Source organism: Ramlibacter sp. AN1133, assembly GCF_037890035.1.
In the GTDB taxonomy this organism is placed as follows: Bacteria; Pseudomonadota; Gammaproteobacteria; order Burkholderiales; family Burkholderiaceae_C; genus Ramlibacter.
Genome location: NZ_JBBKTQ010000008.1, coordinates 251,972 through 267,012, shown reverse-complemented (window position 1 = coordinate 267,012; position 15,041 = coordinate 251,972). Strand labels below are relative to the sequence as shown.

Annotated in this window: 16 protein-coding genes; 4 read left to right on the top strand and 12 right to left on the bottom strand. The window is 69.8% G+C overall.

Annotated features, from left to right (window positions below; all coding sequences use genetic code 11):
• The first annotated feature begins 20 nt into the window (after positions 1–20).
• The gene (locus WG923_RS13925) at positions 21–926 is read left to right on the top strand and encodes a ketopantoate reductase family protein (protein WP_340351598.1); all 906 of its coding nucleotides are present in this window, start codon (positions 21–23) and stop codon (positions 924–926) included.
• Positions 927–971: 45 nt separating this feature from the next.
• Entirely contained in the window at positions 972–2,717 is a 1,746-nt protein-coding gene (rmuC, locus tag WG923_RS13920) for a DNA recombination protein RmuC (protein WP_340351571.1), read from the top strand.
• Here rmuC and WG923_RS13915 read toward each other — a convergent pair.
• On the bottom strand, positions 2,714–3,538 hold the full coding sequence (locus tag WG923_RS13915; protein WP_340351570.1) for an HAD family hydrolase: 825 nt from the start codon (positions 3,536–3,538) through the stop codon (positions 2,714–2,716). The genes rmuC and WG923_RS13915 overlap by 4 nt on opposite strands.
• A gap of 75 nt (positions 3,539–3,613) precedes the next feature.
• On the opposite strand from WG923_RS13915, the gene WG923_RS13910 reads away from it, so the two are divergent.
• On the top strand, positions 3,614–4,009 hold the full coding sequence (locus WG923_RS13910) for a hypothetical protein (protein WP_340351569.1): 396 nt from the start codon (positions 3,614–3,616) through the stop codon (positions 4,007–4,009).
• A gap of 15 nt (positions 4,010–4,024) precedes the next feature.
• Here WG923_RS13910 and WG923_RS13905 read toward each other — a convergent pair whose 3' ends face one another.
• On the bottom strand, positions 4,025–4,372 hold the full coding sequence (locus WG923_RS13905) for a nucleotide pyrophosphohydrolase (RefSeq protein ID WP_340351568.1): 348 nt from the start codon (positions 4,370–4,372) through the stop codon (positions 4,025–4,027).
• Positions 4,373–4,587: 215 nt separating this feature from the next.
• Here WG923_RS13905 and WG923_RS13900 point away from each other — a divergent pair, with 215 nt between their 5' ends.
• On the top strand, positions 4,588–4,959 hold the full coding sequence (locus WG923_RS13900; RefSeq protein WP_340351567.1) for a collagen-like protein: 372 nt from the start codon (positions 4,588–4,590) through the stop codon (positions 4,957–4,959).
• Between the two features lie 11 nt (positions 4,960–4,970).
• On the opposite strand, the gene WG923_RS13895 is transcribed toward WG923_RS13900, so the two are convergent.
• From WG923_RS13895 to WG923_RS13850, 10 genes are all read right to left on the bottom strand, one after another.
• Positions 4,971–6,254 (bottom strand): amidohydrolase family protein, encoded by a 1,284-nt coding sequence (locus WG923_RS13895; RefSeq protein ID WP_340351566.1) that lies wholly within the window; start codon positions 6,252–6,254, stop codon positions 4,971–4,973.
• 11 nt (positions 6,255–6,265) lie between these two features.
• Positions 6,266–6,550, bottom strand: coding sequence for a hypothetical protein (locus WG923_RS13890; RefSeq protein ID WP_340351565.1), 285 nt, complete (start codon positions 6,548–6,550; stop codon positions 6,266–6,268).
• A complete protein-coding gene (locus WG923_RS13885) occupies positions 6,510–6,812 on the bottom strand; it encodes a BrnT family toxin (protein ID WP_340351564.1) in 303 nt (100 codons plus the stop codon). The genes WG923_RS13890 and WG923_RS13885 overlap by 41 nt, the downstream gene beginning before the upstream one ends.
• Before the next feature lie 68 nt (positions 6,813–6,880).
• A complete protein-coding gene (locus WG923_RS13880; RefSeq protein WP_340351563.1) occupies positions 6,881–8,107 on the bottom strand; it encodes a HupE/UreJ family protein in 1,227 nt (408 codons plus the stop codon).
• Entirely contained in the window at positions 8,104–9,246 is a 1,143-nt protein-coding gene (locus WG923_RS13875) for a hypothetical protein (RefSeq protein ID WP_340351562.1), read from the bottom strand. Before WG923_RS13875 ends, WG923_RS13880 begins: the two co-directional genes overlap by 4 nt.
• 109 nt (positions 9,247–9,355) lie before the next feature.
• Positions 9,356–9,991, bottom strand: a complete 636-nt coding sequence (upp, locus tag WG923_RS13870) for a uracil phosphoribosyltransferase (RefSeq protein WP_340351561.1) — start codon at positions 9,989–9,991, stop codon at positions 9,356–9,358.
• Positions 9,992–10,002: 11 nt separating this feature from the next.
• Positions 10,003–11,265, bottom strand: a complete 1,263-nt coding sequence (locus tag WG923_RS13865) for a URC4/urg3 family protein (protein ID WP_340351560.1) — start codon at positions 11,263–11,265, stop codon at positions 10,003–10,005.
• A 5-nt stretch (positions 11,266–11,270) separates the two neighbouring features.
• On the bottom strand, positions 11,271–12,518 hold the full coding sequence (locus tag WG923_RS13860) for a GTP cyclohydrolase II (RefSeq protein WP_340351559.1): 1,248 nt from the start codon (positions 12,516–12,518) through the stop codon (positions 11,271–11,273).
• Between the two features lie 221 nt (positions 12,519–12,739).
• Positions 12,740–13,279: an REP-associated tyrosine transposase gene (locus WG923_RS13855; protein WP_340351558.1), complete on the bottom strand. Its 540-nt coding sequence runs from the start codon at positions 13,277–13,279 to the stop codon at positions 12,740–12,742.
• 181 nt (positions 13,280–13,460) lie between these two features.
• The gene (locus WG923_RS13850; RefSeq protein ID WP_340351557.1) at positions 13,461–14,984 is read right to left on the bottom strand and encodes a helicase HerA-like C-terminal domain-containing protein; all 1,524 of its coding nucleotides are present in this window, start codon (positions 14,982–14,984) and stop codon (positions 13,461–13,463) included.
• Between the last annotated feature and the right edge of the window lie 57 nt (positions 14,985–15,041).

Below are 15,041 nucleotides of genomic sequence, written 5' to 3'. Positions count from 1 at the left end.
CCATGGCCTCCAACGCCCCCCTGAAAGTCGCCGTCATGGGCGCCGGCGCCGTCGGCTGCTATTTCGGCGGCATGCTCGCCCGCGCCGGCCACCACGTCACGCTGATCGCGCGTGCACAGCACGTGGAAGCGATCGCGCGCGACGGCCTGCGCATGGAGACGAAGAGCTTCGACGAGCGCGTGCGGCTGGCGGCGACCACCGAAGTCGCCGGCGCCAAGGACGCGGACGTGGTCCTCTTCAGCGTGAAGTCCCCCGCCACCGAATCGGCCGGCCGCGAGCTGAAGCCCTTCCTGAAGCGCGACACCCTGGTGCTGTGCCTGCAGAACGGGGTCGACAACGCGGAACGCCTGCGCACCGTGCTGCCCGATCACGCCGTAGCCGCCGCGGTGGTCTACGTGGCGACCGAAATGGCCGGACCGGGCCACCTGAAGCACCACGGCCGCGGCGAGCTGGTGATCGAGCCGGCGGACGGGAGCGAGCGCATCGCGCAGGCGCTCGTCGCCGCCGGCGTTCCGACCGAGGTTTCCGCCAACGTGCGCGGGGCGCTGTGGCTCAAGCTGATCATCAACTGCGCCTACAACGCGGTCTCCGCCATCGCGCAGCGGCCGTACGGCGAGAACGTGGACAGCCCCGGCATCCGCGAGGTGATGCACGACGTGGTCGACGAATGCGTGGCCGTGGCCACCGCGGACGGCGTGCAGCTGCCGGCCGATCCGCACCTCACCACGCGCAAGCTGGTGGAGTCCATGCCGTCGCAGTATTCCTCCACCGCGCAGGACCTCGCGCGGGGGAAGCCCACCGAGATCGACTACCTCAATGGCTACGTGGTGCGGCGGGGCCAGGCGCTGGGGATCGCCACGCCCGCCAACCGCGTGCTGTGGGCGCTGGTGAAACTGATCGAGGGCAAGGCAGCCTCCAGGCCCTGAGGCGCGGCTCGCGCCGTGTATAAAGGGTGGAGTTGGGAGAATCTGGTGGATCCGCAGTTGTTCATGGTCCTTGTCGCCGGCGTGGCCGGCCTTCTTCTGGGCGCCGGCCTGGTCTGGCTGGCCGGCCGCCGGGCCCTGCAGGCGCAGGTCGATACCGCGGTGGCCCGCGCCGACGCCGCCTTGCAGGGCGAACTGGCCCAGGCGCGTGAACGCGCGCGGCTGCTGGAGGAAGAGCGCCGCGCCGACCAGTCCGCCCTGGCCGACAGCCGCGCGCAGGCGGACCGCTGGCGCAACGAGCTCGACCTGGTGCGCGACGAAGTCTCCAAGCTCACGGAGCGGGCCGGCCGCGTCCCGACCCTCGAGGAAGACCTGCGCCGGCTCGGCGACGACCTGCGCCTGAAGACGGCGGACGTCCTGCGCTATTCGGGCGAGGCGGCGCAGAAGGGCGCGGCGCTGGAGGAGCAATCGCAGCGCATCGCGCCGCTGGAAGCGCGCCTGCGCGCCACCGAGCAGCAACTGGCGCAGACGGCGCAGCAGCTGGCCGACCTGCGCGAAGCGTCCGGGGGCGAGCTCTCGCAGCTGCGCACCCGCCTGGAGGGCGAGCGCCGCGCCTCCGAGGAGAAACTGGCGCTGCTGGTGGAGGCGAAGAACTCGCTGACCGAGCAGTTCCGCAACCTCGCCACCGAGATCCTGGAGGAGAAGTCCAAGCGCTTCGCCGAACAGAACCAGACGGCGATCGGCCAGTTGCTCGACCCGCTGCGCACGCAGCTGAGCGAATTCAAGGGCAAGGTGGAGGAGGTGTACGTGCAGGAGGGCAAGGACCGCTCGGCCCTCTCGGAGCAGGTGCGCCAGCTCGTCTCGCTGAACCAGGCCCTGAGCCAGGACGCCCAGAACCTCACCATGGCCCTGAAGGGCAGCGCCAAGGCGCAGGGCAACTGGGGCGAGCTGGTGCTCGAACGGGTGCTCGAGGCCTCGGGCCTGCGCAAGGGCGAGGAGTACCAGGTGCAGGACAGCCAGGTGCGCGAGGACGGCAGCCGCGCGCAGCCGGACGTCGTGATCCTGCTGCCGGAGGAGCGCCGCCTGGTGGTGGACTCCAAGGTGTCGCTGATCGCCTACGAGGAAATGATCGTGGCGCAGACCGACGAGGACCGTGCGCTGGCGATCCGCCGCCACCTCGATTCGGTGCGCAACCACATCAAGGGCCTCTCGGGCAAGCAGTACCAGCACCTGTACGGCCTGAAGTCGCTGGACTTCGTGCTGATGTTCGTGCCGATCGAGCCGGCCTTCATGATGGCCGTGACGAACGACGGCAACCTGTTCATGGACGCGTGGGAGAAGAACGTGCTGCTGGTCAGCCCGTCGACCCTGCTGTTCGTGGTGCGCACCGTGGCCCACCTGTGGCGCCAGGAGGCGCAGAGCCGCAACGCGCAGGACATCGCGCGCCGCGGCGCCGAGCTGTACGACAAGCTGGCCGACTTCGTGAAGGACCTGGAGCTGGTGGGCGCGAAGCTGCGGCAGGCCCAGGACGCCTATGGCGACGCGCACAAGCGCCTGTCCACCGGGCGCGGCAACGTGATCCGGCAGGCGGAGATGCTGCGCACCCTGGGCGTGAAGCCGACCAAGAGCCTGCCGGCGCCGCTGCTCGACGCCGCCGCGGACGAAGAGGCGGCCGCGGACGAAGAGGGGGAGCCGGACGCAGAGGGCCCGCCGGACATCGCGCCGCTGGCCGCACTGGCCGCGAGCAACACCGCGCGGCTGGCGCCGGAAGAGCCCGGCGCGGGGGCGTCCTAGGACGAGGGGCCGTCCGGTTTCGGCTCCGGGCTGGCGGAGGTCCCGAGCGCATCCTCCTGCGGCTTGAGCACCGCCAGCAGGTCCGACGTGGTGCGCAGGATCAGGTTCGCCCCTGCTTCCTGGAGCTCGCGCTCGGTGCCGAAGCCGCACAGCACGCCCACCGTCTGGGCTCCGGCCAGCCGCCCGCAGCGCACGTCGATGGTGGTGTCGCCGATCATGAGGCACGCCTTCGGATCGACTTCCATGATCTTCGCCGCGTAGAGCAGCGGCTCCGGGTGCGGCTTCATGCGCCGCGTGGTCTGCGAGCCGACCACCACCTTGAACAGCTCGCGCACACCGAAGTGCGCCAGGAAGCGCTCCACCCGCGGCGCGCCGCCGGTGGTGATGGTGCACATGGGGTAGTGCGCGGCGAGCTTGTGCAGCATCTCCTGCACCCCGGCGACCATGTCGTGCGGCACTTCGTCGATCGCCTCCGGGTTGCGCGTGTGGGCCGGGTCCGCCTGGCGCGCCTTCATGGCCCGCATCTGCCTCAGCCGTTCTCGCAGGCGCTGCGCCGGCAGGTCCAGGCCGAGGCGGTCCAGCCAGGCATACGCCCCGTGCACGGGCGTCTCCATGCCCATGACGGCCTGGCGGGCCAGCTTCTCGCCGCGGCGGCCGCTCACCAGCGGCACCTTGTCCAGCAGCGCCGCGAGCTGCGCGACCAGGTGGTCGTCGGTGTCGGCCAGGGTGCCGTCGATGTCGAAGCACAGGGCCTGGATGCGGGCGAGGTCGAGGGGCATGGCGATGGTGGCGGGGAAGCTGCCAGCATAGAAGAACGCCATGGGCGCGGGGTGTCCCGCCTTGACCGGTGCGGCACCGTCCAGCAGACTCCCGCCAGAGACTCGAGGAATCCCACCATGCACAAGCTTGTCCGCCTTGCTCCGATCCTGCTGGCCGTCACCGGCGCGTTCGCGCAGGAACCGGAGTTCCCCAAGGACCTGCACGGCCGCTGGACCGCGGCGACGCAGGCCGGCCGCACCACCCCCCAGCCCTTCGACCTGGAGGGCCTGCAGCGCAAGGACGACGGGACCTTCTCGGGCCGTCTGAGCTGGACGACGCCCGATCCGAGGTGCATCGTGCGCTTCAAGCCCATCACGGGGCGGGTCACGGCCAAGGGCGGCCTGCAGTTCGAGTCGGCCACGCCCTGCGGCGAAGCCATCACCGCGGAGCTGATGCGCGGCCCCGGCGGCTGGGTAGGGCAGGCCACCAACAAGGCGACGCCGCAGGCCGTGATGGACCTGACGGCCAAGTAGCGCCCCGGCGCGCCCTCAGAGTTCGGTGTATTTGCTGCTGGAGCCCTTCGCCTTGTCGACCGGGTACTTGAGCGCGTTCTTGCGCAGCTTCGCGGCCAGGGCGGCCGAGAGGTCGATGCCGAGGTCGTGCGCCATCAGCAGGGTGTAGCAAAGCACGTCCGCGAGTTCGTCCGCCAGGTCGCCCTTGCGCGCCTGCGCGGCCTCGGCCACGCCGGCGGCGTCCTTCCACTGGAAGATCTCCAGCACCTCGCCCGCTTCGAGCAGCAGCGAGACGGCCACGTCCTTGGGGTTGTGGAACTGCTTCCAGTCGCGTTCGTCGCGGAAGCGCACGACGTCCTGCGAGAGTTGTTCCAGGCTGGTCACGGGGTTCTCCTGCTGCGGGGCTGCGTCATCCTAGCCGCGCGCGCGAGCAGCTGCCGCTCCTTGTAGGCCAAACGCCCGAATCTCCCCAACGGCGCCGCTTGCGTCTCGTACCGCACATACGGGCGGGGGCTGCAGGGATACCTTGCGCCCATGAACCGCGCCTTCTGCAAATTCCTGCCCCAGGCCGAGCGGTCTTCCCTGATCGGCATGAATCCATGAACTACGCAGCAATTTTCTCGATCGCGCTCGCCGCAACGACACTGGCCGCCTGCCAGCGCGAAGTCGTCGTCGCGCCCACTCCGCCCCCGGCGGTGGTCGCCGTCCCGGTTCCGGGCCCCGCCGGTCCGGCAGGCGCACCCGGTGAAACGGGATCGACCGGCCTGACCGGATCCACGGGCTACACCGGCAGCACCGGCAGTACCGGCGCCACCGGAGCGACGGGCGATGCCGGCCGCATGGGCAACACGGGCAATACGGGCGACACGGGCCTGACCGGCAGCACCGGCGCGACCGGTGACACCGGTGCGACGGGACAGCGCGGCAAGACCGGCGACAACATCGTCGTCGTGCCCGCACAGACTCGCTGATCTCCAGCTTCCTATGGCCGCGGCGGCATCACGAAAGTGACGCCCCGCGGCCCTTTTTCGTCCGTGAGGGTCGTCACGACCGCGGGTGTCTCGGCCAGCAGGCGCCCCTTGCGCCACACCTTCAGGCGGTTCGCGCGCAGGCGGATCGCCTCGATGGGGTCGCGCGCCTGCAGCAGCACGAAGCTGGCGTCGCAGCCGGGGGCGAGCCCGTAGCCCTGAAGGTGCATCACCTTCGCCGCGTTCACCGTGACCGCATCGAAGCAGGCGCGCATGCCCTGCCGGCTGGTCATCTGCGCGACGTGCAGCCCCATGTGCGCCACCTCGAGCATGTCGCCCGAACCCAGGCCGTACCACGGGTCCATCACGCAGTCGTGGCCGAAGGCGACGGTCACGCCGGCCGCCATCAGTTCCGGCACCCGCGTCATGCCGCGGCGCTTGGGATAGGTGTCGTGCCGGCCCTGCAGGGTGATGTTGATCAGCGGGTTGGCGACGACGCTCACGCCGCTCTCGGCGATCAGGGGCAGCAGCTTGGACACGTAGTAGTTGTCCATGCTGTGCATCGACGTGCAGTGCGAGGCGTTGACGCGCCCCTGCAGCCCGAGCCGCTGCGTCTCGAAGGCCAGCGTCTCGATGTGCCGCGACAGCGGGTCGTCGGTCTCGTCGCAGTGCATGTCCACCAGCGTGCCGCGGCGGGCGGCGGCCTCGCACAGCAGCTGGATGCTGATCGCGCCGTCGCTCATCGTGCGCTCGAAATGCGGGATGCCGCCGACGATGTCGACGCCGAGGTCCAGCGCGCGCTTCATGTTGTCGATGCCGCCGGGGGTGCGCAGCACGCCGTCCTGCGGGAAGGCCACCAGCTGCAGGTCGATAACGGGGGCCACGCGCCGCCTGACCTCCAGCAGGGCCTCCACCGCCAGCAGGCTCGCGTCGCTGGTGTCGACGTGGCTGCGGATCGCGAGCAGCCCGCGCGCGACGGCCCAGTCGCAATAGGCGAGCGCGCGCGCCACGAGGTCCTCGGCCTTCAGCAGCGGCTTGAGCTCGCCCCACAGCCGGATGCCTTCCAGCAGCGTGCCGCTCTCGTTGACGCGCGGCAGCCCGTAGCTGAGGGTCGCGTCCATGTGGAAGTGCGGGTCGCAAAAGGGCGGGGAGAGCAGTTGGCCGCCGGCGTCGACGGTCTCGTGCGCGGGTGCGGCCAGGCCGGGCGTGACCTCCGCGATGCGGCCGGACTGGACCGCGACCGACATGCCGGTGCGGCCGTCGGGGAGGGTGGCGTTGGTGACGAGGAGGTCGAGCATGCCGCGGGGGGTCAGGTAGTCCTGCGCTTGCTTGCCGCGCGCCTGGCGCCGGGGGCTGGGGCACGGCTCTGCTGCGCATCCACGTAGGCATCCAGGAGTCGCCGGATCATCCGCTGGTACTGCGTCTGGTGCCTGGAGGCCTCGGACTTGAAGAAGTCGACGCTTCGCTTGCTGAGGGCCAGTGTGACCTTCACGCCTTCTTCGCGAAACGCAAGTTCCTGCGGAGGAGGCAGGAAATCGGCGACCACTTCGATCTCACCGAGCGGCTCGTCGGTGTAGCTGATTTTCCTGCTCATAGAGGGCCTTCCCTTTGCGCCGGTAACCGGCGCCGATGATGCGGATGGAATTATGGCGATACGTGAAACGGACAGTCATCACGCCGGCCCCGACGACGCCGAAGCAATAGAAGCGCTCCTCTGCCCCGCTGTGCGCGCGATCGCGCGCGATCACGCGGTGCGGATCCGCGAACGCAAGCTGTGCCTCGAAGAAGGAAACATGGTGCTTCGCGAGATTGCCTGCGTTCTTGCGGTCATCCCACTCGAAGCGCACGGGGTCCATCGAGCTGACTGTACCACGCGACCATACTTTTGTATGGCTCCCAGGTGCTCAGCCGACCCGCGGCAGCATCAGGACGGTGCCAGGTCGAACGCCCGCTGCACGAACCACCACGTGGCCACCAGCGCCACCGCCAGCGAGCCGAAGCGCAGCACGCCGATGCGATAGAAGCTGGTGGCGCGCAGCAGGAACGCGACGGGCAGGAAGGCCGTGACGATCGCCAGCTGGCCGATTTCCACGCCGAGGTTGAAGCCGACCAGCGCCAGCGCCAGCGCGCCCTGCGGCAGGCCCAGGTCCGCCAGCACCGAGGCGAAGCCGAAGCCGTGCACCAGCCCGAACACGAAGGCCATGACCCAGCGCTTCTTGTCCACCGTGCCGCGCAGGTTGTTCAGGGCGGCCACGACGACGGAGGCCGCGATCACCGATTCGACGACGCGCGAGGGCAGGCTGACGAAGCCGAGCACGGCCAGGCTCAGCGTGATGGAGTGGGCGAGGGTGAAGGCCGTCACCACCTTCAGCACGTCGACCGCGGCGGCGCGCAGGCTGGGCGTGGGCGTCCAGCCCCGGTCGCGGCGAATGAGCACGGCCGGCAGCAGCAGGGCGACGAGGAACAGGATGTGGTCGAAGCCGATCCAGATGTGCCAGATCCCTTCGACGACGTACTGCCGCAGCGTCTCCCAGCCGCTGGGGGCGGCGAGCTTCAGGTCCTGCGTGGCGGAATCGGCGGCGAACACCAGCGGCTGCGGCGCCGAGGCGCCGGCCGGCGTCCACTGCACGAGGCCGCGGTGCGTCGGGTCGACGTCGAACAGCATCGCGTAGTGCACCTGCACCGTGCCGGCGAGCCTGTCGCAGTGCGCGCGCAGCGACAGCACGGCGTAGGTGCCGTCGCTGTGCTTGTCCAGCATGAGCGGGCCGGCGGACTGCAGCGGGCAGGAGGCGCCCTGGGAGGAGAAGGCCAGCTTGGCGATCGCCAGCTTCTCGATGTCGCCGGCGCGCTGGCGCACCTCGCCCCAGGCCAGTTCGCCGTTGCCGTCGCGATCGAGCTGCAGCACGTAGTCGAGGTCGCGCAGGGCGATGTCCCAGCGCACCGCGATGGCGTCCTGCTCGCCGCGCAGGGTGAGGTAGGAGTCGCTGGGTTTGTGGGCGAAGGCGGGGGGGCAGAGGAGGGTGAGGAGCAGGAGGCAGGCTGGTGGTGAGCTGAGCGAACCCCAGCGCTTCGCGCATCGCTGGGGTTCGCGCGCTTCGCGGCTCACCACCAGCCTACGAAGCCAGGCCACCAGCAGGCAAGGAAGATTCACCGCAGCGCCCCCAACTTGCCCGCCACGGCCTCCAGCACCGGATCCTCGTATCCGCTCGTCTTCAGCCACTCCAACGCCGGCTGCGCCGCGGCGGGATCGCGCGCGGCCAGCGCAGCGCGCAGCAGCACCTCCGCGTCGCGCGGCTCCTTCTGCTTCGTGTAGTTGCTCTTCGCGTAGGCCAGCGCCTTGGCCGCATCGTGCTCCAGCTCCAGCTCCCAGCGCGCCGCCTCCTGTTCGTGCAGGCGGTCGCCGCGCTTGGCGGCGGCCTCGAAGCGATCGCGCAGCTGCGACAGCCATTCACCGGTGCGCGGATGGTTGACCGCGCGCCCTGCCAGCGCCAGGCGCAGCAGCAGCACGTCGGAACGCTCCCAGCCATTGAGCAGCTGCAGCACCTCCTGCGGACGGCCGCGCTGCAGCAGGAAATCGGCATACGAGGCAAGCAGGAACTGGTCGGTGACGCCCTGCGCCAGCGCGCTGCGGTAATGGCGTTCGGCGTCGCCCCAGCGCTGCAGCCGCACGGCCATCTCCGCCAGGCGCGTCTGCACCCACAGCATCAGTTCGGGCGCGACGTCCCTGGCGTGGGCAACCGCATCCGACAGCATCTCGTACGCGGGAATCAGCTGCCCTGTCGTGGCGCGCACATAGGCGGTGCACCCCTGCGCGAGCAGGCCGGGTGCGATCTTCGCCAGCCGGTCGCATTCGGCCGCCGACCACGCGTACTGCGCCTGCACCATGTGGATCGCCGCGCGCCAGGCCACCGGCTCCACCGCCTGCGGATCGAGCTCGCTCGCGCGCTTGAGGCTCGCGAGCGCGCCCTCGAAGTCATGGCTGTACTGCTGCAGCTGACCGCGCACCAGCCAGTAGCGGCTGTCGTCGCCTGCGCTCTGCTCCAGCGGCGCGATGGTGGACATCGCATACCCCACGTAGCGCGGGTCGCCCTGCGCCATCGCCATGGCGAAATAGCGCTCGCCCAGGTCCAGCCGCAAGGCCTTGTCCTGCGGGCGCGAGGCGAGCTGCCGGCGCAGCGACTCGACGACCCGCAGCGCCGGATCGCTGGCCACGGGCAGCCGCTCGACGACCTCGTCGTCGCTGGCGGGCGTGTAGGGCGCGGCCAGCGCGCCGGCGGCCGACAGGGCCAACGCGGCCGCCGCCGCGAGCGCCGCGAAGCGCCGGGGTTGCCGATGCCGACGCCTCGGACTACGCGCCGCCTGCGGCGCTCGGTCGGCGCTGCGCGCGCTCACCGCCAGCCTACTTGGTGCCGAAGATGCGGTCCCCGGCGTCGCCGAGGCCCGGGAGGATGTAGCCGTGCTCGTTGAGCTCGCGGTCGATGGCCGCGGTGTAGATCGGCACGTCCGGGTGCGCCTTCTGCAGCGCCGCCACGCCCTCGGGGCAGGTGAGCAGGCAGACGAACTTGATGGAGCGCGGGTTGAGTTCCTTCAGGCGCTCCACGGCGGCGATGGCGGAGTTGCCGGTGGCGAGCATGGGGTCGACCACGACCACGTCGCGGTTCTCCATGCTCTGGGGCATCTTGAAGTAGTACTCCACCGCCATCAGCGTCTTGGGGTCGCGGTACAGGCCGATGTGGCCCACCCGCGCCCCCGGCACCACGCTCAGCATCCCGTCCAGGATGCCGCCGCCCGCGCGCAGGATCGACACGAAGACGAGCTTCTTGCCGTCGATCACCTTGGTGCGCATCTTCTCGAGCGGCGTCTCGATCTCCACTTCCTGCATCGGCACGTCGCGGGTGACCTCGTAGGCCATCAGCGTCGAGAGCTCGTTCAGGAGGCGGCGGAAGCTGTTGGTGCTGGCTTCCTTGTTCCGCATGAGCGACAGCTTGTGCTGCACCAGCGGATGGTCGATGACATGGACGTTGTTGCTTTGCATGGGTCTCGCGTTCAGAACACGGTGCCGTCGGTGGCCACCTGCAGGGGAGGCAGGCCGCCCCGGTGCCGCTGCGCGAGTTCGCGCCCGGCCGCCCAGGTGCCGCCCTCCAGCACGGAGGCCATCGACAGGTGGTTGGCATCAGTGTGCAGCAATTTGCGGACCTCCACGGCCACTTCGTCCAGAAGGGCCACCGTCAGGGCGCGCCATTCCACGATCAGCTCGTCCCCGGGCTGCCACACCTTCTTCGTCACCGATTCGTCGCGCAGGCGCAGGACGGCGGTGTCGAGCAGCAGGCCGCCGTTGCGGTACTCGGCCAGCCCCGTGAGGGCGTCGACGCCGTGCACGCGCACGCCGGCCCAGGTGAAGGGCTCCAGCAGCGAATACGTGAGCCACTGCGACAGCTTGTGGAAGGGCACCCAGCCGTCGCTGGCGCCTTCGCCGCGCACCGCCTCGTGGCGCCAGCAGTCGCCCAGGGGCACGTTGCCGATCGCGTTGTCCAGCGGCCAGATACCGGAGCAGGTGAGCAGGATCTCGGAGAGGATGTCGTGCGCGGACTCTTCGGCGGTGCGGGGCGGCACCGTGGAGCCGAAGGGCGTGAGGATCAGGTCGAACAGGCCGGAGGGGCGGCCGTCCTCGTTGAACACTTCGGGCTGCTCGGCCATCGCCTCGCCGAGGCGGCGCAGCAGGATCGCGCGGTTCTCGAGGCCGATGAGGGGGTTGTTCTCGCGCACCTGGAAGGCGCTGGCGAGGTGGTCGGTCGACAGGCCGCGCAGCCCCGCGGCGTCGACCTGGAACGGATGGCCCTTGTCGCTGGAGAACAGGCCGCTGGTGAAGGCATGGAAGCTCGCCACGGCCAGCCCCTCCGAGCGGGTGAAGGTCTTGCCGGTGGCCGCTTCGGTGTAGCTCCAGTCGGCGCCCGCGCCGCCATCGAGCAGCACGCTCACGAAGGTGAAGTCCACCAGGGCGTGCAGGCGCGTCTGGCGCGGCAGGTGCTCCATCAGGCGGTCCAGTTCGGCCTTGCGGTCGACGCCGCCGGCTTCCAGGTGGCGCCAGCGGCTGTGCAGCGGCACGTGCAGCTTGGGGTAGCGCTTCTTCGTGATCTCCGCCACCTCGCGCGCCGCGTTGGCGATGTAGCCGTCGTCCACCGTGAACCAGCGCGAATCGCCGCTGCGCGCGCGCGCCAGCAGCTGTCCGCAGCGCTCGCGGATCGCGTGGGTGCTGCGCAGCAGGCTGGCAGCGGCATCGGCTTCGCTGCTTGCTCTCGATTGTTCCATGGTGCTCATAGACTCCGCCCTTTCGTCTGTTTCAGTTGTTCTTCGTCCGGCGCGCCGCCCGGCGTGAAATAGCCGGCGGCCTTCTTGGCCTGCATCTCGACCTGCGCGTCCGCCGGGATCAGCCCCGCCGGGATGTCGACCCGCTCGCCCACCTCGATGCCCGATTGCGTGATCGCGTCGTACTTCATGTTGCTCATGGAGACGAGGCGATGGATCTTGCGCACGCCCAGCCAGTGCAGCACGTCCGGCATCAGCTCCTGGAAGCGCATGTCCTGCACGCCGGCGACGCATTCGGTGCGCGCGAAGTACTGGTCGGCCGTGTCGCCGCCCACCTGGCGCTTGCGCGCGTTGTAGACCAGGAACTTGGTCACTTCGCCGAGCGCGCGGCCTTCCTTGCGCGAATAGGAGACCAGCCCCACGCCGCCGCGCTGCGCGCCCAGGATGCATTCCTCGATCGCGTGCGTGAGGTAGGGGCGGCAGGTGCAGATGTCGGAGCCGAACACGTCGGAGCCGTTGCACTCGTCGTGCACGCGGGCGGTGAGTTCCACCTCCGGGTTGGCGAGGTCGCGCGGGTCGCCGAAGATGTAGACCGTCTGCCCGCCGATGGGAGGCAGGAACACTTCGAGGTCGCTGCGGGTGACCAGTTCGGGGTACATGCCGCCCGTTTCCTCGAACAGCACGCGGCGCAGGTCGGACTCGCTGCAGCCGAAGCGCCTGGCCACGCCGGGCAGCCACCAGACCGGCTCGATGGCCGCCTTGGTGACGCAGGCGGCGCCGCCATCCATCAGGATCCTGTGGTCGGGCGTCAGGCGCCCCTTCAGCAAGGCCTCGATCACCTCCGGCAGGATCACGTGGGCCTTGGTGATGGCGATGGTGGGGCGGATGTCGTAGCCCGCCTGCAGTTCGGCGGCGAACACGTCGGCGACCTGGGCGCCCCACGGGTCGAGGCTGACGATCTTCTCCGGGTCGGTCCACTGCGGGTAGGGGCCGATCACGTCGGTGGGGGCGGTGTTGGTGAGGTCGGCCTTGTGTTCGCGGCTCAGCGCGCCGGCGGCGACGGCGAGGGCGCGGTAGACGCTGTAGGAGCCGCTGTGCGTGCCGATCACGTTGCGGTGGGCGCGCTTGGTGGTGGTGCCCACCACGGGGCCGCGTTCGGCGGGGGTGGACGCGCCCCACGCGATCGGCAGCGCGCCGAAGCCGCCGTGGTGCGAGGTCAGCCGGATGTGGCGGGGGGCGGATGCTTCGGAGGCCATGGACGTCCTGCGGCAAAGATCCCACTCTAGCAAAGCCGCCGGGGGTTGGAGCCGCAGTGTTGGGGCGACGGCACGCGCGGGCTTGCGCGAACGCAAGGGTGCATCGGTGGGGGCTGCTGACCGTAGGCTGGCGCTGAGCCGCGCCAGCGCGCGTCCGAGCGCTGCGCTGCAGCGCGTAGTCCGAGGCGCAGCCTCGGTCAGCCCAGCGTTTGCAGCCGCAGCTATTCCCCGTACTGCCCCTCGATCGCCGCACTGATCCCCCAGTCCGCCGGCAGCGAGCCCTCCCGGATGAACCGGTGCACGCTGGAATGCGGCCACTGGGCCGCGCGCTGCACCCACCCGTGCTTGACCGGGTTGTAGTGGATGTAATCGACGTGGCGCCGGAAGTCTTCCTCGTCGCGGATCTGGTGTTCCCAGAAGCGGCGCTGCCAGAGCTTGCGCTCGCCCTTGAGGCCTCGTCCTGGTGCAAGGTCGTCGCCCAGCACACCCTGGGCGACCAGGGTTCGGGTGAACATCTGCTTGACCAGCATCCAGCGGGTGGAGAAGTCGTTGTCGTCGACCGGCAGCCGCCACAAGGCATGAAGGTGCTCGGGAAGGACCACCATGGCCTCGATGTCGAACGGGTGGCGTGCCTTCACGTGCCTGACTGCGGCACGGAGAACGTCGACGTGATCCACCAGCCAGCGGGCACCGCGGTCCTGCAGTGTCAAGGTGAAGAACCAGGTGGCGCCGGCGGCGTCGGCGCGGATGTAGGTACGCATGGTGCGCGTACAACGCGCGGGGATCCGGTCGTGCCGGTGATTCAGTACCGGAGATTCACGGTATTCGTAGGCTGGCGGTGAGCGCGCGCAGCGCCGAACCCCAGCGATGGGGGATGCAAAACGCTGGGGTTCGCGAAGCTCACCGCCAGCCTACGGGCGCACGCTCCACGCCTGCCTGCGTTCAGCGCTTGCCGCCCAGGATCCCCCCCAGCACCCCCCGCACGATCTCCCGCCCCACCGAGCTGCCGATCGTGCGGATCGCGGACTTGGCGAAGCTCTCGACGAGGCCCTCGCGCTTGCCGCCGCGCGGGCCGGTCGAGCCGAAGAGGACGTCCGAGAGGCCCCCCATCGGGCTGCCGCCGGCGCCGGCCGCGCCGCCCGCCGAAGGAGCACCACCCTGCGCCAAGGCACCTCCCTGCGCCGACGCCTCGGTGCGCCCCTTGAGCTTCTCGTACGCCGATTCCCGATCCACCACCTGTTCGTAGACCCCGGCAACCATCGAGTTGGCCATCAGCGCCTTGCGCTGTTCCGGCGTGATCACCCCGATATGGCTGCCGGGTGGCACCACGTACAAGCGCTCGGTCACGCTCGGCCGCCCCTTTTCGTCGAGGAAGCTGACCAGGGCCTCGCCCACCGCCAGCTCGGTGATGGCCGCCTCGATGTCGAGCCCCGGCTTCTGCCGCATCGTCTGCGCCGTGGCCTTCACCGCCTTCTGGTCGCGCGGCGTGAAGGCCCGCAGCGCATGCTGCACCCGGTTGCCCAGCTGGGCCAGCACGGAATCGGGGATGTCCAGCGGGTTCTGGGTCACGAAGTACACCCCGACGCCCTTGGACCGCACCAGCCGCACCACCAGTTCGATGCGCTCGACCAGCGCCCTGGGCGCGTCGTCGAACAGCAGGTGCGCCTCGTCGAAGAAGAACACCAGCTTGGGCTTGTCGAGGTCGCCCACCTCCGGCAGGCTCTCGAACAGTTCCGACAGCATCCACAGCAGGAAGGTCGCGTACAGGCGCGGCGCATTGAGCAGCTTGTCCGCGGCGAGGATGTTGACGACGCCGTGGCCGTCGGGATCCGTCTGCAGGAAGTCGGCGATGTTGAGCATCGGCTCGCCGAAGAACTTGTCGCCGCCCTGCGATTCGGTCTGCAGCAACCCGCGCTGGATCGCGCCCACGCTGGCCACGCTGATGTTGCCGTACTCCGTCGTGTACTGCTTCGCGTTGTCGCCCACATGCTGCAGCATGGCGCGCAGGTCCTTCATGTCCAGCAGCAGCAGGCCGTTCGCATCCGCGATCTTGAAGACGATCTGCAGCACGCCGGCCTGGGTGTCGTTCAGGTTCAGCATGCGGGAGATCAGCAGCGGCCCCATGTCGGAGACCGTGGCGCGCACCGGGTGGCCCTGCTCGCCGAACACGTCCCACAGCGTGGTCGGGCAGGCCTGCGGCTCGGGCTCGGGCAGGCCGCGCTCCTTGACCGCCGCCGCCACCTTGCCTTCCAGACGGCCCGCCTGGCTGATGCCCGTCAGGTCGCCCTTGATGTCCGCCAGGAACACCGGCACGCCGATCTGGCTGAAGCTTTCGGCCAGTTTCTGCAGCGTCACGGTCTTGCCGGTACCGGTGGCGCCGGTCACCAGCCCGTGCCGGTTGGCCAGGGCGGGCAGCAGGAAGGCTTCGGTATTTCCGTTCTTGGCGATCAGCAGCGGTTCGGCCATGGGGGCGAAAAGTAGAATGTTGGTCTTCCTAGAGTACAGCACACGAGCAGAAGAGGA

Bases quoted from the DNA above. Each gene is read 5' to 3' on its own strand.
- WG923_RS13915 (WP_340351570.1), bottom strand. From the start codon at position 3,538: ATGGCGTTCTTCTATGCTGGCAGCTTCCCCGCCACCATCGCCATGCCC.
- WG923_RS13910 (WP_340351569.1), top strand. From the start codon at position 3,614: ATGCACAAGCTTGTCCGCCTTGCTCCGATCCTGCTGGCCGTCACCGGC.
- WG923_RS13900 (WP_340351567.1), top strand. From the start codon at position 4,588: ATGAACTACGCAGCAATTTTCTCGATCGCGCTCGCCGCAACGACACTG.
- WG923_RS13895 (WP_340351566.1), bottom strand. From the start codon at position 6,254: ATGCTCGACCTCCTCGTCACCAACGCCACCCTCCCCGACGGCCGCACC.
- WG923_RS13890 (WP_340351565.1), bottom strand. From the start codon at position 6,550: ATGAGCAGGAAAATCAGCTACACCGACGAGCCGCTCGGTGAGATCGAA.
- WG923_RS13885 (WP_340351564.1), bottom strand. From the start codon at position 6,812: ATGGACCCCGTGCGCTTCGAGTGGGATGACCGCAAGAACGCAGGCAAT.
- upp (WP_340351561.1), bottom strand. From the start codon at position 9,991: ATGCAAAGCAACAACGTCCATGTCATCGACCATCCGCTGGTGCAGCAC.
- WG923_RS13865 (WP_340351560.1), bottom strand. From the start codon at position 11,265: ATGGAACAATCGAGAGCAAGCAGCGAAGCCGATGCCGCTGCCAGCCTG.
- WG923_RS13860 (WP_340351559.1), bottom strand. From the start codon at position 12,518: ATGGCCTCCGAAGCATCCGCCCCCCGCCACATCCGGCTGACCTCGCAC.
- WG923_RS13855 (WP_340351558.1), bottom strand. From the start codon at position 13,279: ATGCGTACCTACATCCGCGCCGACGCCGCCGGCGCCACCTGGTTCTTC.
- WG923_RS13850 (WP_340351557.1), bottom strand. From the start codon at position 14,984: ATGGCCGAACCGCTGCTGATCGCCAAGAACGGAAATACCGAAGCCTTC.